This window comes from Staphylococcus delphini, assembly GCF_900636325.1.
GTDB lineage: Bacteria > Bacillota > Bacilli > Staphylococcales > Staphylococcaceae > Staphylococcus > Staphylococcus delphini.
Genome location: NZ_LR134263.1, coordinates 2,575,395 through 2,596,663, shown reverse-complemented (window position 1 = coordinate 2,596,663; position 21,269 = coordinate 2,575,395). Strand labels below are relative to the sequence as shown.

General features: G+C 40.0%; 21 protein-coding genes. All 21 read left to right on the top strand.

Annotation, left to right across the window (positions count from 1 at the left end; all coding sequences use genetic code 11):
* Positions 1 to 260 precede the first annotated feature (260 nt).
* The 21 genes from EL101_RS12260 (at position 261) to hpt (ending at position 21,248) form a co-directional block, all read left to right on the top strand.
* Positions 261 to 1,028, top strand: a complete 768-nt coding sequence (locus EL101_RS12260) for a TatD family hydrolase (RefSeq protein WP_096543163.1) — start codon at positions 261 to 263, stop codon at positions 1,026 to 1,028.
* Positions 1,029 to 1,067: 39 nt separating this feature from the next.
* Positions 1,068 to 1,607, top strand: a complete 540-nt coding sequence (gene rnmV / locus EL101_RS12255; RefSeq protein ID WP_096598441.1) for a ribonuclease M5 — start codon at positions 1,068 to 1,070, stop codon at positions 1,605 to 1,607.
* Positions 1,608 to 1,611: 4 nt separating this feature from the next.
* Positions 1,612 to 2,502, top strand: coding sequence for a 16S rRNA (adenine(1518)-N(6)/adenine(1519)-N(6))-dimethyltransferase RsmA (gene rsmA / locus EL101_RS12250; RefSeq protein WP_096598411.1), 891 nt, complete (start codon positions 1,612 to 1,614; stop codon positions 2,500 to 2,502).
* Between the two features lie 99 nt (positions 2,503 to 2,601).
* Positions 2,602 to 2,868: a biofilm formation stimulator Veg gene (gene veg, locus EL101_RS12245; RefSeq protein WP_096598413.1), complete on the top strand. Its 267-nt coding sequence runs from the start codon at positions 2,602 to 2,604 to the stop codon at positions 2,866 to 2,868.
* Between the two features lie 628 nt (positions 2,869 to 3,496).
* Complete coding sequence (gene ispE / locus EL101_RS12240) at positions 3,497 to 4,345, top strand: 4-(cytidine 5'-diphospho)-2-C-methyl-D-erythritol kinase (protein WP_096598415.1); 849 nt, start codon at positions 3,497 to 3,499, stop codon at positions 4,343 to 4,345.
* A gap of 21 nt (positions 4,346 to 4,366) precedes the next feature.
* The gene (gene purR / locus EL101_RS12235; RefSeq protein WP_026066943.1) at positions 4,367 to 5,188 is read left to right on the top strand and encodes a pur operon repressor; all 822 of its coding nucleotides are present in this window, start codon (positions 4,367 to 4,369) and stop codon (positions 5,186 to 5,188) included.
* A gap of 23 nt (positions 5,189 to 5,211) precedes the next feature.
* On the top strand, positions 5,212 to 5,592 hold the full coding sequence (locus EL101_RS12230; RefSeq protein WP_014614808.1) for a RidA family protein: 381 nt from the start codon (positions 5,212 to 5,214) through the stop codon (positions 5,590 to 5,592).
* A 76-nt stretch (positions 5,593 to 5,668) separates the two neighbouring features.
* Positions 5,669 to 5,983 carry a septation regulator SpoVG gene (gene spoVG / locus EL101_RS12225; RefSeq protein WP_014614807.1) on the top strand — a complete coding sequence of 105 codons (315 nt, stop codon included), beginning with the start codon at positions 5,669 to 5,671 and terminating at the stop codon, positions 5,981 to 5,983.
* 237 nt (positions 5,984 to 6,220) lie between these two features.
* Positions 6,221 to 7,282 (top strand): DUF2325 domain-containing protein, encoded by a 1,062-nt coding sequence (locus EL101_RS12220; RefSeq protein ID WP_096598417.1) that lies wholly within the window; start codon positions 6,221 to 6,223, stop codon positions 7,280 to 7,282.
* A 439-nt stretch (positions 7,283 to 7,721) separates the two neighbouring features.
* Positions 7,722 to 9,086 (top strand): bifunctional UDP-N-acetylglucosamine diphosphorylase/glucosamine-1-phosphate N-acetyltransferase GlmU, encoded by a 1,365-nt coding sequence (glmU, locus tag EL101_RS12215; RefSeq protein WP_096598419.1) that lies wholly within the window; start codon positions 7,722 to 7,724, stop codon positions 9,084 to 9,086.
* A gap of 75 nt (positions 9,087 to 9,161) precedes the next feature.
* Positions 9,162 to 10,127: a ribose-phosphate diphosphokinase gene (locus EL101_RS12210; RefSeq protein WP_014614805.1), complete on the top strand. Its 966-nt coding sequence runs from the start codon at positions 9,162 to 9,164 to the stop codon at positions 10,125 to 10,127.
* A gap of 137 nt (positions 10,128 to 10,264) precedes the next feature.
* Entirely contained in the window at positions 10,265 to 10,918 is a 654-nt protein-coding gene (locus EL101_RS12205; protein ID WP_096556894.1) for a 50S ribosomal protein L25/general stress protein Ctc, read from the top strand.
* 460 nt (positions 10,919 to 11,378) lie between these two features.
* Complete coding sequence (pth, locus tag EL101_RS12200; protein ID WP_014614803.1) at positions 11,379 to 11,951, top strand: aminoacyl-tRNA hydrolase; 573 nt, start codon at positions 11,379 to 11,381, stop codon at positions 11,949 to 11,951.
* A gap of 5 nt (positions 11,952 to 11,956) precedes the next feature.
* The gene (mfd, locus tag EL101_RS12195) at positions 11,957 to 15,460 is read left to right on the top strand and encodes a transcription-repair coupling factor (protein WP_373364903.1); all 3,504 of its coding nucleotides are present in this window, start codon (positions 11,957 to 11,959) and stop codon (positions 15,458 to 15,460) included.
* On the top strand, positions 15,450 to 16,982 hold the full coding sequence (locus EL101_RS12190) for an oligosaccharide flippase family protein (RefSeq protein ID WP_096598425.1): 1,533 nt from the start codon (positions 15,450 to 15,452) through the stop codon (positions 16,980 to 16,982). The genes mfd and EL101_RS12190 overlap by 11 nt, the downstream gene beginning before the upstream one ends.
* Positions 16,979 to 18,166 carry a MazG nucleotide pyrophosphohydrolase domain-containing protein gene (locus EL101_RS12185; protein ID WP_096598427.1) on the top strand — a complete coding sequence of 396 codons (1,188 nt, stop codon included), beginning with the start codon at positions 16,979 to 16,981 and terminating at the stop codon, positions 18,164 to 18,166. Before EL101_RS12190 ends, EL101_RS12185 begins: the two co-directional genes overlap by 4 nt.
* Positions 18,153 to 18,410, top strand: coding sequence for an RNA-binding S4 domain-containing protein (locus EL101_RS12180; RefSeq protein WP_019165011.1), 258 nt, complete (start codon positions 18,153 to 18,155; stop codon positions 18,408 to 18,410). The genes EL101_RS12185 and EL101_RS12180 overlap by 14 nt, the downstream gene beginning before the upstream one ends.
* Before the next feature lie 27 nt (positions 18,411 to 18,437).
* Positions 18,438 to 18,827, top strand: coding sequence for an FtsB family cell division protein (locus EL101_RS12175; RefSeq protein ID WP_019165010.1), 390 nt, complete (start codon positions 18,438 to 18,440; stop codon positions 18,825 to 18,827).
* 139 nt (positions 18,828 to 18,966) lie between these two features.
* On the top strand, positions 18,967 to 19,344 hold the full coding sequence (locus EL101_RS12170; protein WP_014614797.1) for a S1 domain-containing RNA-binding protein: 378 nt from the start codon (positions 18,967 to 18,969) through the stop codon (positions 19,342 to 19,344).
* Positions 19,345 to 19,426: 82 nt separating this feature from the next.
* The gene (tilS, locus tag EL101_RS12165) at positions 19,427 to 20,719 is read left to right on the top strand and encodes a tRNA lysidine(34) synthetase TilS (RefSeq protein ID WP_096598429.1); all 1,293 of its coding nucleotides are present in this window, start codon (positions 19,427 to 19,429) and stop codon (positions 20,717 to 20,719) included.
* Positions 20,709 to 21,248: a hypoxanthine phosphoribosyltransferase gene (gene hpt, locus EL101_RS12160; protein WP_096556882.1), complete on the top strand. Its 540-nt coding sequence runs from the start codon at positions 20,709 to 20,711 to the stop codon at positions 21,246 to 21,248. The genes tilS and hpt overlap by 11 nt, the downstream gene beginning before the upstream one ends.
* Positions 21,249 to 21,269 lie beyond the last annotated feature (21 nt).

Genomic DNA, 21,269 nt, shown 5'->3' with positions numbered 1-21,269 from the left:
CGGGCCAGCTGATCCCTCAGGAGTCTTGCACAATTCTTGCAATCTGGGTGAGTGTCTCGAGCTGACAAGTGGTGGGTTGATATGTTTCTAGCTAAACTGCACCTCATGAAACAAAGCCCATCACATCATCCTTCAGTTTTGTGTGCCTGTGAGTAGCGGGGCAAGGGTTTTGCTGATGTGTGCCATGGTATGAATCGTGGTAATAGTGAAGTGATGCGTGAATGTGAACGTGTGATTTTGATAGATGGAGGAGGATTTTTATGTTAATTGATACTCATGTGCATTTGAATGCGGATCAATACGATAAAGACCTAGAAGCTGTGATTCAACGTGCGCTAGATGCGGGTGTGGATCGCATGTTTGTGGTCGGTTTTGATACGAAGACAATTGAACGCGCGATGCAATTGATAGAGGATTATGATTTTATTTATGCGATTATTGGTTGGCACCCAGTTGATGCGATTGACTTTACGGAGGAGCGTTTAGCGTGGATTGAAAAGTTATCGGCGCACCCTAAAGTCATTGGTATTGGTGAAATGGGCTTAGATTATCATTGGGATAAATCACCGAAAGAGATTCAAAAAGAAGTGTTCCGTAAACAAATTGCGCTCGCGAAACGTGTGAAGTTGCCGATCGTCATTCATAACCGAGAAGCGACGCAAGATTGTATCGATATTTTAATGGAAGAGCATGCTGAAGAAGTCGGCGGGATTATGCACAGTTTCAGTGGTTCTCCAGAAATTGCTGATGTGGTGATTAACAAGTTGAATTTCCACATTTCATTAGGTGGTCCTGTGACATTTAAAAATGCGAAACAACCTAAAGAAGTGGCAAAACATGTGCCGTTGGAGCGTCTACTTGTCGAAACAGATGCGCCATATTTAACACCACACCCATACCGTGGTAAACGTAATGAACCTGCGCGCGTCACGTTAGTTGCTGAAGAAATTGCGCACTTACGTGGGATTTCTTATGAAGAGGTAGCACGCCAAACTACGGAAAATGCAGAAAAATTATTTGGGTTATAATGAAACAAACATGATGACAAACATAAAGAAGGTGCAATGGTGAAAATCAATGAATTTATTGTAGTAGAAGGCCGTGATGATACAGAGCGTGTGCAACGGGCTGTGACGTGCGATACGATTGAAACGAATGGGAGTGCGATTGACCAAGCTATTTTAGATGTTATTCGTCAAGCTCAAGAGACGCGCGGTGTGATTGTATTAACAGATCCTGATTTCCCGGGTGATAAAATTAGAACGACGATTCGTGAAACGGTACCGGGTGTGAAACATGCATTTATTGATCGTGAACGTGCTAAAAATAAACGCGGGAAAATTGGTGTTGAACATGCCAGTCTAGACGATATTCGTGACGCACTCATGCACGTGTCGACGCCTTTATCTGAAGCGCAAGAAACGATTAGTAAAGATGTGCTCATTGATTTAGGATTAATCATTGGTCCTGCTGCAAGACACCGGCGCAACCTTCTAGGCAAACGTCTACACATCGGTCATTCTAACGGGAAACAACTATTAAAAAAGCTTAATGCATTCGGCTATACGGAAGCGGATGTACGTCGAGCATTAGAAGAAGAGGAGTAAAGATATGCATGATAAAGATATTGCCACGCCGTCGAGAACACGTGCTCTATTAAATCAATATGGCTTTAATTTTAAAAAGAGTTTAGGTCAAAACTTTTTAATTGATGTGAATATTATTAACCGTATTATTGATGCGAGTGGTATTGATGCGACGACAGGTGTCATTGAAATTGGTCCTGGGATGGGGTCGCTCACAGAACAGCTTGCTAAAAATGCACAACATGTTTTAGCGTTTGAAATCGATCAACGACTTATTCCTGTGCTTGACGATACATTATCGCCTTATGACAATGTGACGGTGATTAACGAAGATATTTTAAAGGCGAATGTGGCTGAGGCGATTCAACAGTATTTATCGCACTGTGACAAAATTATGGTCGTTGCCAATTTGCCTTATTACATTACGACGCCGATTTTGTTAACGTTACTCGAGCAAGATTTAAATATTGATGGTTATGTCGTGATGATGCAAAAAGAAGTCGGCGAACGTTTAAACGCACAAGTCGGTACTAAGGCATACGGCTCATTATCTATTGTGGCACAATACTATACCGAAACGTCCAGAGTGCTCACGGTGCCGAAAACGGTCTTTATGCCACCGCCGAATGTGGATTCGATTGTCGTTAAGTTAATGAAACGTGACACGCCAATCGTGGATGTAGATGATCCGAATGCGTTTTTCAAAATGACGAAAGGTGCGTTTAGCCAAAGACGGAAGACCATTTACAACAATTATCAGACGTTATTTGAAAATGGTAAAGAACAAAAAGATACGATTTTACAATGGCTTGAGCAAGCAGGTATAGACCCGAAACGACGCGGTGAAACACTATCGATACAAGAATATGCACGTTTGTATGCGGAATTAGAAAATTTCCCAAATTTGTCTTTGTAAATTGATTGACAACAGCTTTCCACCTTGCTAAAATTAAAATTTTATTTGACGAAACACTTCGAGATGTGTTATAATACACTTGTAGCGAGGTGGAGCAATATGCCAAAATCTATTGGAGACATCAAAAACTCTCTTGATTGTCAATTAGGAAATCGTATTGTACTTAAAGCTAATGGAGGTCGCAAAAAAACGATCGAACGTTGCGGTGTGCTGACTGAGACATACCCGTCAGTGTTCGTTGTAGAATTGGACCCAGAGAAACATAATTTTGAACGTGTATCTTATACTTATGCAGATGTATTGACTGAAAATGTTCAAGTATCATTTGTAGAAGATGAGTTACAACAAGAAACAATCGCACAATAAAAATACAGAGACTATCTACATAATAACCATTCTACTGTCGCGAGTAGAGTGGTTTTTTATTGTGTTGTGATGTTCATTTTTGTTGCGATCATGCGTTCGTTGTGTGATTGGGCAAATGGACAACGTTTTGTGTTTTTGACGTCGTGCATCACGTTTATCATGATGAAAATAGCTTGCATCAAACTTTTTAATTTACGTCATCCTTGGTAAACTAAGGCGATGTATTTTTGTCGTATAGAAGATGCTGAACATGGCAATGCGAGTGAGACGCGCTATCACGATAACATTTAAGCTAAGTTACTATACTGAAAAGTGATTCGCATGCTTGAATCGGGGTGTTCGTCTCGTCGCTTGTCATTCATTGATCAAGCGCTTATTAAAAGCTATACGAGACGACTGTTGGTGCGGCTGAAGTCGAAAATGCACCATGTTCAATTAAGCGTTGGCGTGTTACAGTGTGGCATATGAAAAGTTTCGGCATCATGTAAGATAAACATTAAAAAACAACCGTTCGGCTGGAGATAGTGCATGTATGTTAAACAAGGTGCAATTTTAATCTGTATGAGCGCACTTTGAAACGGTTATGTGTTAAAATCACAGTAATACCATTTGGAAAGAGGAAATTGGAATGATTTATGAAACAGCGCCTGCTAAAATCAATTTGACATTGGATACTTTGTATAAAAGAGATGACGGTTATCATGAAGTTGAAATGATTATGACGACGATTGATTTGAACGATCGGCTGTCATTTGAAAAAAGAAATGATTCGCGTATCGTTTTAAAAGTTGATGAAACATTTATTCCTTCTGATGACCGTAATTTAGCGTATCGGGCAGCACTTTTGATGAAAGAAACTTATAAAATTAAGCAAGGTGTAACGATTACTTTAGAGAAAAATATTCCTGTTGCAGCGGGTCTTGCAGGTGGCTCAAGTGATGCAGCAGCGACGATGCGTGGGATGAATCGTTTGTTTGAATTAAATCGTTCTCTTGATGAATTGAGCGAACTTTCAGCGGCAATCGGTTCAGATGTTCCGTTTTGTGTGCACGGTACAACGGCACTTTGTAAAGGGCGTGGTGAAATTCTCGAAATTTTACCGAAAACCCCTTCAGCTTGGGTCATTGTTGCAAAACCACAAGCCGGGCTATCGACGCCTGAGATTTATGGAGGGTTAGATTTGAGTCAACCTTTTCCAGTGCATACGCAACAATGTTTAAAAGCGATTGAAGCTAATGACTATGATGCGCTATGCAAAAGTTTGTCTAACCGCTTAGAGCCTGTTTCTATGCAACTCCAACCTGAAATTGCTAAAATCAAAACGAACATGCTGAATAACGGTGCGGATGGTGCATTGATGAGCGGGAGTGGCCCAACTGTATACGGCTTTGCACAACGTGAACGCCAAGCACGCCATATTTTTAATGCGGTGAGCGGTTGTTGTAACGATGTCTATCTCGTAAGAACACTGGGGTAAAAAGGAGAAAGGGTGACAGCAGTGCGATACAAAAGAAGTGAACGTATTGTTTATATGACACAATATTTAATCAATAACCCGAATAAACTCGTACCACTGACGTATTTTGTAACCAAGTTTGAACAAGCGAAGTCATCAATTAGTGAAGATGTCCAAATCATTAAAGATACACTAGTTAAAGAAGGATTGGGGACAGTGGAAACGATATCTGGCGCAAGTGGGGGTGTGAAATATCGCCCGCAAATGCAAAAGGATGAGGCACAAGCAGTGATTGATGAAGTGATTTCATTACTGCAAGAAAAAGAGCGCTTATTGCCTGGCGGGTATCTGTTCCTCTCTGATCTCATGGGGAATCCTGCATTGTTAAAACGTGTCGGTCGACTCATTGCGACGATTTATATGCAAGAAGAGTTGGATGCGATTGTGACGATTGCAACTAAAGGGATTTCGTTGGCGAATGCTGTGGCGAGTGTACTGAACTTGCCAGTCGTCGTCATTCGTAAAGACAATAAGGTTACAGAAGGTTCAACAGTTTCAATCAATTATGTTTCAGGATCGACAAGGAAAATCGAAACAATGGTATTATCTAAACGTACGTTAAAGGAACATTCAAACGTGTTGATTGTGGATGACTTTATGCGTGCTGGTGGTTCAATTAATGGCGTTATGAATTTAATGAATGAGTTTAAAGCCCACGTAAAAGGGGTATCAGTACTTGTAGAATCCAAAGAAGTCAAACAACGACTGATTGAAGATTATACTTCCTTAGTACGTCTCTCTGATGTCGATGAATACAATCAAGAATTTAAAGTCGAGTCAGGGAACAGTCTATCTAAATTTTAAAGGTAAAAGGAGCGTTCAATTATTTGAAAATCATTAACACGAACAATGCACCTAAAGCAGTTGGACCTTACTCACATGCTTCAATCGTCAACGGACTCGTTTACACTTCTGGTCAAATCCCATTGAACCTGGAGGGGGAAATTGTAAGCGATGATGTAGAAAAGCAAACTGAGCAAGTGTTGGAGAATCTAAAAGCGGTATTGGATGCTGCGGGGTCAGATTTGAATCACGTTGTTAAAGTTTTAATCTTCTTATCGGATATGGAAAACTTTCAAAAAGTGAATGAAGTATATACAAAATACTTTGACACACACCGTCCTGCGAGAAGTGCAGTGGAAGTTGCACGTTTACCGAAAGATGTAAAAATAGAGATTGAAATGGTTGCTGAGGTTAAAGAGATATAATCAAAAAAGTTAAGATGATGACTTCTTAAAAACATACTATTAAAGTATACTTAAATTACTATAGGGGGCTCACTACATGAAAGTGACAGACGTTAGACTTAGAAAAATACAAACAGATGGCAGAATGAAAGCCTTAGTGTCAATTACCTTAGATGAATCATTCGTTATTCACGACTTGAGAGTGATTGAAGGTAATTCAGGTTTATTCGTAGCTATGCCAAGCAAACGCACACCAGATGGTGAATTCCGTGATATCGCTCATCCAATCAACTCGGAAATGAGACAAGAGATTCAAGATGCGGTAATGAAAGTATATGATGAAACTGATGAGGTTTTACCTGCTCAAAAACCAACATCAGATGCATCAGAAGATACAGAAGAAGTTGAATAGTTTTTTCTTTTTATGAGGTTTTGTCATTGTGGTGATGGCAAAGCCTTTTTGTTTGCTTTCACAACATAGTGCCAGTAGGCTGAAATGTGAAAGCGGTTTCGTATATCGTTTAACAGGGCATCGCAAGCACTTGATAATTAGAATGTCTAAAATAAGAAATGATTTTCCACACGTTAGGCAAATCATATATACTGATGCGTAAGCACATAAAAAGGTATTTTTAAAAGGGGGAAAGATATGAACGATAACTTTAAAAATGAATTGATGCAAACGATTAAGCAGGCGTGGATCAAAGATATTGAACAGCTACATAGTGTAGATGAAATCAGTGAGCAATCCCACCACTATTTAGAAATGCTGAAACATTTAAATGCATTAACGATCGTTAACAACAATGAATCAAAGCAATCAATAGCACGCACGAATGATGAAAAAGAGGAACATAGTCAAAGCGATGAATTAGATAATGTCTATATCTTAAGTAGAAATTTACGTGGAGGTATAGGATTAAAAGAAAATAACGATAAAGATACCGTTTATGTGCCGGAAAATATTATACGTTCAGAAAATTTAGAGCACGGAGATTACTTTGCCTATGAAAAAAATGGCTTATCCATTGGAAGAGATAGTTTTATCAAGATAGAAACGTTACCTAAAGGCAGTATTGAGGAGAAAGAAATAACGAGTTATGATTATGCGGTTATAGCATTTGATGATATATTACAGAGTTATATTTGTAATGAATATTATAATGATGGCGTTTTAACTAAATTAACAACGATTTTAATACATGACGAAGATGTGGCTAAATTTAAATTAGAAGTGGGAGATTTAGTAACGATTGCGCATATGCCGGATAAAAGTATTGCTCGGGTACGTTGGAAATATAGCTTAAATGAGGCAATTCCTACACCTACATCTAAAAAGCCAACTTATTATAAACAAAATACGCAGGGAAAAGATGAAGATGAAGTAGATAAAGAAGAATTTTTGGGCATTTATGTTGGTGTATTAGGAGCGGAAAAGTTTAATAACGGCTATACAGAAGAGGTCAATAAACGCGGTGGAACAATTTTCTATACGGATTCTGATGTATCTAGTACCGTTGAAAGTGTAATTAATAAGTCGGATATTGTGTTAATACCTATATTTAATACGAGTCATGCCAAAGCTTTAATTGCCAAAAAACTAGCGAAAAAGAATAATAAGCCTTTTATCATTTTAAAATCGAATGGACGAAATACTTTTGTGAATGAAATCAGAGCACAATTAGAGGAGATGAGAAAAGAAAGTGAATAGTGTATGTTGTAAAAAGTAATGATACTTAATAAACATGACAATATTTTAAAAGATCGAATATTAAATACGATTTAAACGAGTGAATATGAATGGTTCAAAGAGCAATATAGAATAGCAAAATTAAGATAAGTTTTTACTGCTTTATTAATATAGATCAGCTTGTTGCTATGAATTTTTTAGCTGATCAGCCTTTTTAATTGGAGAGGTATCGAATGAGCGCAGCGTTGAGCAAGCGATAAAGGTTATTCCGAAAGGCGATTTTTGACAGACTTGCCACGAAGCTAAGTGTAGAAAGCCGTTGTTGTGTAACATTGGGTCCAAGTTAAATTTTAATGATCTCTATCCGAATACAGGGATGATGAGGTTACACCTTGAAAGTGTGTGCACGGTTAAATTATAATTGTATAGAAGTGTATAAGATAATGGAGGGTTCATTGCCATGCAAAAACATGCAATCGTTTTAGCAGCGGGTAAAGGCACAAGGATGAAATCGAAGCAAGCTAAAGTACTGCATCAAGTTGCCGGGAAGCCGATGATTGGTCATGTCATTGATCAAGTGCGTGCTTCTGGTGTTGATCAAGTTGTCACTATCGTCGGTCACGGTGCGGAAAGTGTAAAAGAGAAGTTAGGGGATGCTTCTTTATATAGCTTTCAACAAGAACAACTTGGTACGGCACACGCTGTAAAGACAGCAGCTGAGCATTTATCAGCAAAAGAAGGGATTACACTTGTCGTTTGTGGTGACACACCGTTAATTACAAGTGCAACATTGTCTCGTTTAGTGGCACATCACGAACAAGAAGGCGCACAAGCAACTGTGTTATCAGCGACAGCGCCTCAACCGTTTGGCTATGGTCGTATTGTCCGTGATGCGCAAGGTCAATTGATGGAAATTGTTGAAGAAAAGGATGCCAATGACAGTCAGAAAGCAATCACTGAAATCAGTTCGGGTATTTTCGTTTTTGACAATCAGACGCTATTTGAGATGTTAGAACGTGTGGACAACAATAATGCGCAAGGTGAATACTACTTGCCGCAAGTTTTAACGTTAATTCTTCAAAATGAGGGTAAAGTCGCAGTTTATCATACGGATGATTTCGAGGAGATTATGGGTGTCAATGATCGTGTGGCGTTAAGTCGAGCTGAAAAAGCTTTTCGCCAACGTATCAATACGTACCACATGCAAAACGGCGTAACCTTGATTGACCCTGATTCAACTTATATTGGTGCTGAAGTTGAAATCGGTGCAGATACCATTATCGAGCAAGGTGTTCAATTGTCAGGGCATACCGTTGTCGGTGAAGGTGTCACAGTCGGTCAATATTCTCAAGTACACAATAGTCACATTCATGACGCTGTGACGATTAAGCATTCGGTGATTACTGATGCAGTCGTCGGTGCCAAGTCTACAGTAGGACCATTCGCACAATTACGTCCAGGCGCAGATTTGGGCAAAGAAACGAAAGTCGGTAACTTTGTTGAAATTAAAAAAGCACGCTTAGACGACGAAGCAAAAGTGTCACATCTCAGTTATATTGGCGATGCAGAAATTGGGGCAAGAACAAATGTCGGTTGTGGTTCCATCACTGTGAACTATGATGGCGTCAACAAGTTTAAAACGATTGTAGGTAAAGATGCGTTTATCGGCTGTAATACGAATCTCATCGCACCTGTGACTGTAGGAGACGGTTCGCTTATTGCAGCAGGTTCTACAATTACAGATGAAATTCCTAAAAATAGCTTAGCACTCGCGCGTTCAAAACAAGTGACAAAACCGGGATACATGACTCAAAAAGAGCAATAGTTTCACATGAAAGACTAAAAACGGTCTGTTGTAATTAAAAAGAGTGACCAAAACAAAATTGGAGGATTCATAATAATGTTAAACACCGAATATAAAAATTCGTCTTTGAAAATTTTCTCGTTGAAAGGTAACGAACCACTTGCACAAGAAGTCGCAGATCATGTAGGTGTTGAATTAGGTAAATGTACAGTTAAACGTTTTAGTGATGGTGAAATTCAAATTAATATTGAAGAAAGTATTCGTGGTTGTGATGTGTTCATTATCCAACCGACTTCTAACCCTGTAAATGTACATTTGATGGAACTTCTTATTATGATTGATGCATGTAAACGTGCTTCAGCAGCAAACATTACGATTGTTGTGCCATACTACGGTTATGCACGCCAAGACCGCAAAGCCCGCAGCCGTGAGCCAATTACAGCGAAGTTAGTGGCTGATTTATTCGAAACAGCTGGCGCGGATCGTATGATTGCATTAGATTTACATGCACCTCAAATTCAAGGATTCTTTGATATTCCGATTGATCACTTGATGGGTGTTCCGATCTTAGCGGACTATTTCTTGAAAAATAAAGAAATCGATCCAGAAAAAAGTGTTGTTGTATCACCAGACCATGGCGGTGTGACACGCGCACGTAAATTAGCAGATATTCTGAAAACACCTATCGCTATTATTGATAAACGTCGTCCAAAACCGAATGTGGCAGAAGTGATGAACATTGTGGGTGAAATTGAAGGACGCACAGCGATTATTATTGATGACATTATTGATACGGCGGGTACGATTACTTTAGCGGCACAAGCGTTAAAAGATAAAGGTGCCACAGAAGTATTCGCTTGTTGTACACACCCTGTATTATCGGGTCCAGCGAAAGAACGTATCGAAAATTCAGCCATTAAAGAATTAGTCGTAACGAACTCAATCCAATTAAACGACGAACAAAAGCCAAACAATATTACAGAACTTTCTGTAGCAGAATTGTTAGCACAAGCGATCGTACGTGTGTATGAACGCGAATCTGTGAGTGTATTATTTGACTAATGCATGTTGACTTATTATCAGCCCTCGTGTAAAATGGGTCTGTTCGTGTCAATACGGACAAATACACACTTGCAAGCAACATAGGTTGATGGGCAAGTGCAGCACAATAGTGTGCAATGGAAAGGTGGAAAATGAATATGGCTTCATTAAAGTCTATTATTCGTCAAGGTAAACAAACTCGCGGTGACTTACGTAAAATCCGTGAAGCAGGTAAAGTACCAGCAGTTGTTTATGGTTACGGTACTAAAAACGTATCAGTTAAAGTAGATGAAGTAGAATTCATCAAATTGATTCGTGAAGTTGGACGTAACGGTGTGATTGAACTTGGTGTAGGTTCAAAACAAATCAAAGTAATGGTATCAGATTACCAATACGACTCACTTAAAAACCAAATTACACATATTGACTTCTTAGCAATCAATATGACTGAAGAGCGTACTGTAGAAGTACCTGTTCACTTAATTGGTGAAGCTGTTGGCGCTAAAGAAGGCGGCGTAGTTGAACAACCATTATTCAACTTAGAAATCACTGCTACACCAGACAGCATTCCTGAATATATCGAAGTAGATGTTACTGAATTAAACATCAACGACAGCTTATCAGTAGCTGATGTTAAAATTTCTGGTGACTTCACTATCGAAAACGATGCTGAAGATACAATCGTTTCAGTTGTTGCACCTACTGAAGAGCCAACTGAAGAAGAAATCGAAGCAATGGAAGGCGAATCTACTCAAGAAGAGCCAGAAGTTGTGGGTGAATCTTCAGACGAGGAAGCAAAAGAAGAAGAATAAAAATGATGTCAATATCATTGCAAGAAGAGCTGAGCCTTATGGGTGTCAGCTCTTTTTGGCGTTGTGGTTGGTGCTCGATTTAAGAAAAGTAATGGAGCCAAATGTAAAAAAGAAGACGTCGTACCAAGCGATACCTTTTTTTGAAATGGCCAATGAAAAAATGCGTGTTGAAAAGTAGTTCAATATGAGAAGCGTGAAAAAGCATTCGTGATATGTGCCGTTGCATAATGTGAAAAGACGTCATTAAAGGTGTTAAGCGTGGCATGAACGCCTATTCAGATTTGAACGTCATCATATCGCGATTTTGAATTTTGGATAAGTTGTGAGTGTTTCGAATAGAAGTTTTATAATAGGAATAGGACGATTCACCAAGTTCAAGGCCAAATGTGTTAATATAGGGATATTAAACGCAAATGATAATGAATAGAGCGTAGGAGAAAGACAAACATGGAGGTCAATGATGAAGTGTATTGTAGGCTTAGGTAATATAGGAAAAAAATATGAATATACGCGACATAATATCGGTTTTGAAGTCATCGATCATTTACTTGATAGACATCAAATCAAACTCGACAAACAAAAGTTTCGTGGCGCTTATACAATAGAGCGCATCAATGGTGAAAAAGTGATGCTCATCGAACCATTGACTTTGATGAATTTGTCAGGTGAAGCGGTTGCCCCTCTGATGGATTACTATGATGTAGAGGTAGATGATTTACTCGTACTGTATGATGATTTAGATTTAGCACAAGGTCATGTACGTTTACGTCAAAAAGGTAGTGCTGGTGGACATAACGGCATGAAATCCATCATCCAAATGTTAGGCACGAGTGACTTTAAACGTATTCGTATTGGTATTGATCGTCCTTCGAATGGGATGGCGGTCAAGGATTATGTATTACAGCGCTTTTCAACCAATGAAATGAAAGTGATGGATACAGTCATTCAACATGTGGCAGATGCCGTAGAAGCATTTATAGGAAACGAAAAATTCGAAAATGTAATGAATCGATATAATGGTGAGGCTAAGTGAAATCAATAATCAATGAAATTATAAATAGAGACTCGAGATTTAAAGATTTAGCAGAGCAAGTCGGTCAATCCAATGTGCTCGTGACAGGATTAACCCCTGCCGCGAAAGCATCTATCATTGCGGAACTTTATCAATCGGACCACCGCCAAGTCGTTTTGGTTACAAACAATTTATATCAAGCGGACAAGATTGAAGCGGATTTATTACAGTTTGTTCCGGCTGATGAAGTGTATAAATATCCTGTTCAAGATATTATGACAGAAGAATTTTCAACGCAAAGCCCGGAATTAATGAGTGAACGTGTACGAACGTTAACAGCACTCGCGAATGATCGTCGCGGGTTATTTATCGTCCCTTTAAATGGCTTGAAAAAGTTGCTCACACCCAAAAAAATGTGGCGCGACCATCAAATGACTTTTGAAGTGGGCGACGATATTGAGATTGACGCGTTTTTAGAAAAATTAGTGAGCATGGGATATCGACGTGAATCGGTCGTATCCAATATTGGTGAATTTTCGGTGCGTGGTGGCATTATTGATGTGTATCCGTTACTAGGTGAACCGATTCGAATTGAACTGTTCGATACGGAAGTGGATTCGATTCGCCAATTCGATGTAGAGACGCAACGTTCATCAGAAAATATCGACAGTGCGGAAATTACGACGGCGCATGATTATATTATGACAGAGGCCGTACGACAACAGATGATGACAGCGTTGAAGTCTGCTTACGAAACGACGCGACCTAAAATTGACAAGTCAGTACGTCAAGATTTGAAAGAGACGTATGACAGTTTTCAAATGATTGAGGATACACATTTTGATCCCCAAATATTGCGTCGTTTAGTGGCGTTTATGTACGAGACGCCTACAACGATTTTAGATTACCTCAAAGATAATGCGGTTATTTTAGTTGATGAATACAATCGTGTTCGCGAAACTGAGGATTCATTGTCGGTTGAAACAGAAGACTTTTTACAGAATTTGATTGAAAGTGGTAAAGGTTTTATCGGACAGCGTTTTATGGATGATGAGGCATTTGATCGAATGTTACGCCAGTTCAAAATTACGTTTTTCACGTTGTTTACCGCTTCAATGCAAATGAAGTTAGACGACATGATTAAGTTTTCGTGTAAACCGGTCCAACAATTTTACGGGCAATACGACATTATGACTTCTGAATTCCAACGCTATATGCGACAAGAAGACCGTGTCGTCGTCATGGTAGAAACGGCAACGAAAAAAGAACGTATTCAGGCGATGTTAAGTGAGATGCACATTCCTACCTTGTTAGAGCCTGACGTTGACACAATGGCGCCTGGACATGCGGCGATTATTGAGGGCAGCTTGTCAGAAGGCTTCGAACTCCCTTACATGTCGCTCGTTGTCGTGACAGAACGTGAATTGTTTAAGTCTAAGCAGAAAAAGAGTACGAAAAAGCGACGCAAAACGTTAAGTAATGCGGAAAAAATTAAATCATACCAAGAATTGAATGTTGGCGATTATGTCGTGCACGTCCATCATGGTGTAGGGCGCTACCTCGGCGTGGAAACTTTAGCAGTAGGTGACGTACACCGCGACTATATTAAAATTCAGTATCAAGGCACAGACCAACTCTTTGTACCTGTCGATCAAATGGAGCAAGTGCAAAAATATGTCGGTTCAGAAGATAAATCGCCAAAGCTATATAAGTTAGGTGGCAGCGAATGGAAGAAAACGAAAGCGAAAGTTCAGCGCAGTGTAGAAGATATTGCGGATGAACTCATTGCTTTATATAAAGAACGCGAACAATCTGTCGGTTATCAATTTGGACCAGATACAGAAGAACAATACGCGTTTGAAATGGATTTCCCATATGATTTAACGGATGACCAAGCGAAATCGATTATCGAAATTAAAAATGACATGGAAAGCCAAAGACCTATGGACCGTCTGTTATGTGGTGACGTAGGTTACGGTAAAACTGAAGTAGCTGTCAGAGCGGCTTTCAAAGCAGTGATGTCAGGGAAACAAGTCGCATTTTTAGTGCCGACGACCATTTTAGCGCAACAACATTATGAGACGTTGATTGAGCGGATGCGTGATTTCCCTGTCGAAATTCATTTGATGAGTCGTTTTCGTACTCCTAAAGAAGTGCGCGAGACAAAAGAAGGTTTGAAATCAGGCTTTGTGGACATCGTTGTAGGGACACATAAGTTGCTCGGTAAAACGGTTGAGTACAAAGATTTAGGCTTACTTATTGTCGATGAAGAACAACGCTTTGGTGTGCGTCATAAAGAAAAAATTAAGCAGTTAAAAGCAAATGTCGATGTACTAACGTTAACTGCGACACCGATTCCGCGTACGTTGCATATGAGTATGTTGGGCGTACGTGACTTATCGATTATTGAAACACCACCAGAAAACCGCTTCCCAGTCCAAACGTATGTCTTAGAGCAAAATACTAATTTTATTAAAGAAGCTTTAGAACGCGAACTTTCTAGAGACGGCCAAGTGTTTTATCTCTACAACCGTGTAAGCGCCATTTACGAAAAGCGTGAACAACTTCAAATGTTGATGCCAGACGCTTCAATTGGTGTCGCGCACGGTCAATTGCCAGAACGTGACTTGGAAGAAACGATGCTCGACTTTATTAATGGAGAGTACGACATTTTAGTGACGACGACGATTATCGAAACAGGTGTCGATGTACCGAATGCGAATACACTCATTATTGAAGATGCTGATCGCTTTGGTTTGAGTCAGCTGTATCAATTGCGTGGGCGTGTCGGTCGTTCGAGTCGTATCGGGTATGCGTATTTCCTTCACGCAACGAATCGCGTATTGAATGAAGTCGCTGAAGAACGTCTCCAAGCGATTAAAGAATTTACCGAACTCGGCAGTGGCTTTAAAATTGCGATGCGTGATTTGAACATTCGGGGTGCAGGTAACTTACTCGGTAAACAACAGCACGGTTTCATTGATTCGGTCGGCTTTGACTTGTACTCACAAATGTTAGAAGAAGCGGTAAACGAAAAGCGTGGCATTAAAGAAGAAACGCCGGTCCCTGAGCTAGAGTTAGACTTGAAACTCGATGCATATTTACCAGCCGAATACATTCGCAATGAACAAGCGAAAATTGAAATTTACAAGAAGTTGAGAGCGACTGAAAGTATGGAGCAATTGATGGATATTAAAGATGAATTGCTCGATCGTTTCAATGCGTATCCAACAGAGGTTGAGCAATTGTTAGATTCTGTAGAGATTAAAGTCCATCTCCTTCACGTCGGTGTGCAATCCGTGAAAGATACAGGCAAAACGATTGAAATTTTATTAACGCAAAAAGGTACAAATGATATTGACGGTGAAGCATTATTTAAAAATACATTGGCGCTCGGTCGTGCAATGAAAGTCGGCGTACAAGATGGCTGTATGAAAGTGACATTGACGAAAGGGAAGCAATGGCTCGAATCGCTGAAGTTTTTAGCGAAGACGTTGGAAGAAAGTTTGAGACTCCCGCATGAAGTCTAACACAGCATTTAATGGTGTCGTTGTCCTGACGTTAGGGTTGATTGTCGTCAAAATATTGAGTGCTTTATATCGTGTCCCTTATCAAAATGTACTCGGCGATGAAGGATTGTATGCGTATCAACAAATTTACCCTATTGTGGCGTTAGGTGTAGTATTGTCGAGCAATGCGTTGCCGAGTGCGTATACGCAAATGTTAGGGCATCAGCGTGTATCGAAACCCTTCTTCATTCGGTTATGTCGAATATTGACAGGTGTAGGTCTAGTCATTTGTGCGCTGATGTTCATCGGTGCGAAAGCGGTCGCGTTGTTAATGGGTGATCCGCAATTAACGCCGATGATTCGAGCGGCAAGTTTCAGTTTTATTTCTGTAGGCGCGCTCGGTTTATTGCGTGGCTATTTTCAATCTCAATACGAAATGCACATGCCCGCGTATTCACAAGTGTTGGAACAATTTGTCCGCGTCGGTTTAATTGGTGTTGTGATCGGGTTGTTTATCTTTCAAGACTTGTCGATTTATCAGGCAGGCATGTGGGCGATTGTCGCGTCAACTGCAGGTTTTGTAGTAGCGACGGTGTTTTTAGCTTTCAAAAGTCACCTACCTGCTATGTCCATCGATCAAGAAAGCTTGCAGTGGCGTCGTTTTCTCGTTGCGACAGTCGTTTTTGCAATCAGTCATTTAATCGTCATTTTATGGCAAGTGGTCGATAGCTTTACAATTGTGAATATGTTGCGTTACGGTACAGGACTCACGTTTGATGAAGCGATTACGCAAAAAGGAATTTTCGATCGTGGCGCGTCCTTTATTCAAATGGGGCTCATCGTCACAACGACATTTTGTTTCGTGTTAATTCCACTTTTGACAGATACGAAGAAAAATGGACAGCGCCAACAAATGCACAGTTATGCGAATGCCTCACTGAAAATTACGATTGTGATCAGCAGTGCGAGCGGTATTGGGCTTGTCAATTTAATTCCGTTACTCAACCGTGTCTTTTTTGAACGCGCAGCATTGACGGGGACATTGTCGCTATATATGTTAACCGTCATATGCGTGTCACTCATTATGATGTACATCGCGTTGCTAGAAGTGCATGAACAATTTCGTATGATTATGAAAGCACTCGTCATCGGAATCGTCACAAAAGGCGTGCTCAACAGCATTGCGATTCCGTTGTTTGGTATTTTGGGTGCAAGTATAGCGACGGTCAGTTCTTTAGTCGTGTTCGTTGTTGTCTTACATCATCGCGTCGTACAGCTCTATCGCCTTCACGCCTTGCGAAAGTTTTATGTGAAATTGGTTTTAGCTTTATTGGTCATGACAGCTGTTGTACAATTATGTCATTATCTCATTCCTGCTGAGACACGTTTCGGTGGTTTAGTTGAACTCCTTATTGCAGCTATGGTCGGTGTCGGTAGCATCGTCTTCATGCTGTTGTACCTCAATATTTTAAGTAAAGAAGAATGGATTCATTTACCGTTTGGCGATAAAGTCATTTCGTGGGAGAAAGGAAGAAAGTCATGACACAGCAACTGACAATTATAGGATTAGGGAACTACGGTTTAGACGAATTACCCGTAAGTATATACAAATTAATCCAACAACAATCTAAAATTTATGTGCGTACGAAAGCGCATCCCGTGATTGCACAATTAGAAGGCATCGCGATCGAAAGTTTTGACGATGTTTACGAAGCGCATGAAACATTTGAACCAGTGTATCAAGCGATAACAGAGCGATTGTTCGAGTATGCGCAACATGAAGACATCGTGTATGCTGTGCCGGGTCATCCACGCGTGGCCGAGACGACGACACAGCTATTGTTGCAAAATGCACCCCAACATAATGTGACAGTTAAAGTGTTAGGTGGACGTAGTTTTATTGATGATGTATTTGAAGCAGTCAATGTCGATCCGAACGATGGCTTTACGATGTTAGATGCAACGGCGCTAACGGTAGACATGCTCAATCCACGGACAGCAACAGTCGTGACGCAAGTTTATAGTGACATGGTTGCCGGTAGCTTAAAGTTAACCTTGATGGAACGTTACCCGGATGACTTTGAAGTGATGGTTGTTGACGGGGCACATCAAGGTGGGGCACAAGTGACGCGTTGTCCAATATATGCATTAGATCATGATGTAACGTATACGAATTTAACGAGTGTCTTTGTACCGAAAGTGACTGATGAGACAGCGTTATATGGTGATTTTGATTATGCGGACCAAGTGATTGCGCGTTTAGTTGACGATGAACACGGTTGCCCTTGGGATAAAGTCCAAACGCATCAAACGTTAAAGCGCTATTTACTCGAAGAAACGTACGAGTTATTTGAAGCGATTGATAACGAAGATGATTGGCATATGATTGAAGAGCTCGGCGATATCTTGTTACAAGTGTTGTTGCATACGAATATCGGTCGTAAAGAAGGGTACATGGATACGCGTGAAGTCGTAGCAAGCTTGACTGAAAAGATGATTCGACGCCATCCGCACATTTTTGGTAGTGAAAGTGCGCAAAATGTCGACGATGTGAAAGCGATTTGGAAAACTGAAAAGCAAGCAGAAGGTAAAAAAGAACGTGTTAAATTTGAGAAAGTATTTGCGACCCATTTCTTAAAATTGTATGATGAAGTCAAAAATAAAGACTTTACGGAAGAAGAACTTAAAGCTTATATAGAACAGGGGGATAGTGATGAGACTCGATAAGTATTTAAAAGTGTCACGCTTAATTAAACGTCGCACACTCGCTAAAGAACTGAGTGATCAAGGGCGTGTTGCGGTGAATGGGAACACTGCCAAAGCGGGGACAGACGTGAAAATAGATGATGAGTTAGTGATTCAATTTGGTCAAAAAATCGTTACGGTTAAAGTCACAGGATTAAACGAGCATGCGACAAAAGAAAATGCTAAAGGGATGTTCGAACTCGTTAAAGAAGAGCGCATTCAGTAAAGGGTAAATAAAGAAAGGTGACGCCCCATGGCCCAAAAAATTCAAAATATCGGCAACCAGTATACAAGCCAAAAAAATGCTAAAAAGCAGCGACATGAACGCCGGAAAAAAGTTGTAAAAAAACGCATTTCTGTTTTCGGAGGGATATTGCTCGCCATCATTATTGTGCTGTTAGTGATGTTGATGGTACAAGTGAAAGGGAACCACGAAGCATCGGTAGAACGTCAAAAGAAAGAAGCGCAATATCAAAAGTTACAAGATCAAGAAATTGAATTAAAAGAACAACTAAACAATCTGAATGATGAAGCGTATGTCGAAAAAATCGCGAGAGACGAGTACTATTTAAGTAATGATGGTGAAATTATTTTCAAATTGCCAGAGGACGCCAAGAACGATAAGCAGTCCGAGAAAAAGTAGCGCACTTTTAGATTTGGATTGTTAACAAGTAAATAACGTAAAGAAAAAAGGCGATGTTCAATTTGCCATTGTGAAAACAGTTAAACAAACGTATAATAGAACTATATATCGAACTAAAGCGGGAGGAGGCATTATAACAATGTCAATCGAAGTAGGAAGTAAGTTAAAAGGTAAAGTCACTGGTATCAAAAAATTTGGTGCATTCGTGGAGTTGCCTGAAGGAAAAAGTGGGCTAGTTCATATTAGTGAAGTAGCAGACAACTATGTCGAAAATGTAGAAGACCATTTAACAGTCGGTGATGAAGTAGAAGTAAAAGTATTATCTATTGCAGATGATGGTAAAATTAGTTTATCTATTAAAAAAGCAAAAGAGCGCCCACGTAAGCAAAAACCGGCGCAAAAACCAGAAGACTTTGAGAAAAAGCTATCTAACTTTTTAAAGGATAGTGAAGACAGACTTACTTCTATTAAGCGTCAAACAGAATCAAGACGTGGCGGCAGAGGTTCACGTCGTTAAGTATTGATAATCACTTAGAGGTTGAGAAACGAAGGATAACTTTGACTCTCAGCCTCTATTTTAATGTAGGAGTGACATCGATATGCAACAAAACTGGAAAGCGACAGACCATATCGTCGTTGCGGTTTCGACAGGAATTGATAGTATGGTACTGTTGCATCAATTGCTATATGATGAGACATTAACGTATTGCCAATTAACTTGTTTGCACGTACATCATGGTTTGAGAGAGGCGTCAGAGCAAGAGGCAGCATTCATTCAACATTACTGCAAACAGCATGACATTCCGTTCTATATGAAGCGATTGGACTTGTCGGATGCGGTGGTAGAAGGGCGAAGTATTCAAAATGATGCAAGAGAGATGCGATATCAATGGTTTGATACGATGATGCACCAATTGGACGCGGACGGTTTGCTCACTGCGCACCACGAGGATGATCAAGTGGAAACGATTTTTTACCGGTTGTTTACTGGAAAAAGTACACGCAGTTCACTCGGCATGTCAGCCATTGAAGCGCGTAACGGATATCGTTTGTTCAGACCGTTGTTAAATACACCGAAGCATGTCATTCGAGCTTATCAACAGCAACACGATGTCCCTTATTTTGAAGATACGTCGAATGCGAGTAATACCTATGTCCGCAATGATATTCGCAATCGGATTTTGCCGCAAATTGACGAGAATGCGCAGTTACAGTCGCAACAATTGTTAAAACTTAAAGCGTGGCATGATGAAGCGTTCATGTTGATGCAACGTGAAGTGGACGACTTTATCGAGCGATTTGTGACATCAAACGCACATTCTTTTGCTGTATCAAGAAACGCTTTCAACGCCTTGACGTACCATGTTAAAATATTAACCTTAGATACTTTGTTGCAACAATTTGAGGAGGATACCGTTACGATAAGTGAGCGTGCGTATGCAGATTGGTTACAAAAATTAGCCGGTCCAGTCGCACAAACACAATTGATGCACACAAACCAATGGCATGCTAATATCGTGTATGATAAATTAGTAATAATGGCGCCAATGCAAAAAAGCTTAGATACATATACTTTACGGGTGACTGAAGCGGGAACGTATCGCTTTGGTCGTTATGACGTTCAGATCACTGACATGATGGACCTGCCCGGCTCTGAATTGCGCATTCGTGCTCGTCAACCCGGCGACCGTATTGCACGACATGATGGGCATCATAAAAAAGTATCGCGGCTGATGATTGATGCGAAAGTTCCTGCATATTTGAGAACGCAAATACCGATCATCGAAACGACGCATGGAGACATTTTAGCTGTAGGCACGTTGTATATTCAGCAACATTATCAAGATGTAATTAAGATTCAATTTATGGGAGATGACATACATGAAAAATGATGTAAAAGAAGTGTTATTAACGGAGGGTGACATTCAAGAGATTTGTCGCACATTAGGTGAAACAATCACAGCAGATTATCAAGGGAAAGATCTGTTTTGTGTCGGTATTTTAAAAGGATCAGTCTTATTCATGACAGACTTAATTAAGCATATCGACTTGCCACTTGCGATTGATTTTATGGATGTATCAAGTTATCACGGTGGTACAGAATCAACAGGTGAAGTACAAATTTTAAAAGACTTAAGTTCATCAATCGAAAATAAAGATGTATTAATCATTGAAGATATTCTTGAAACAGGTACGACATTAAAATCTATCACAGAATTATTACAATCTCGTCGCGTGAACTCATTAGAAATTGTGACATTACTTGATAAACCGAACCGTCGTAAAGCGGATATTGAAGCGAAATATGTCGGTAAAAAAATTCCTGATGAGTTTGTGATTGGCTATGGTTTAGACTATCAAGAAAAGTATCGTAACTTACCTTATATTGGTACACTAAAACCTGAAGTGTACGCAAAATAATCACGTTGATTAGGGCATATC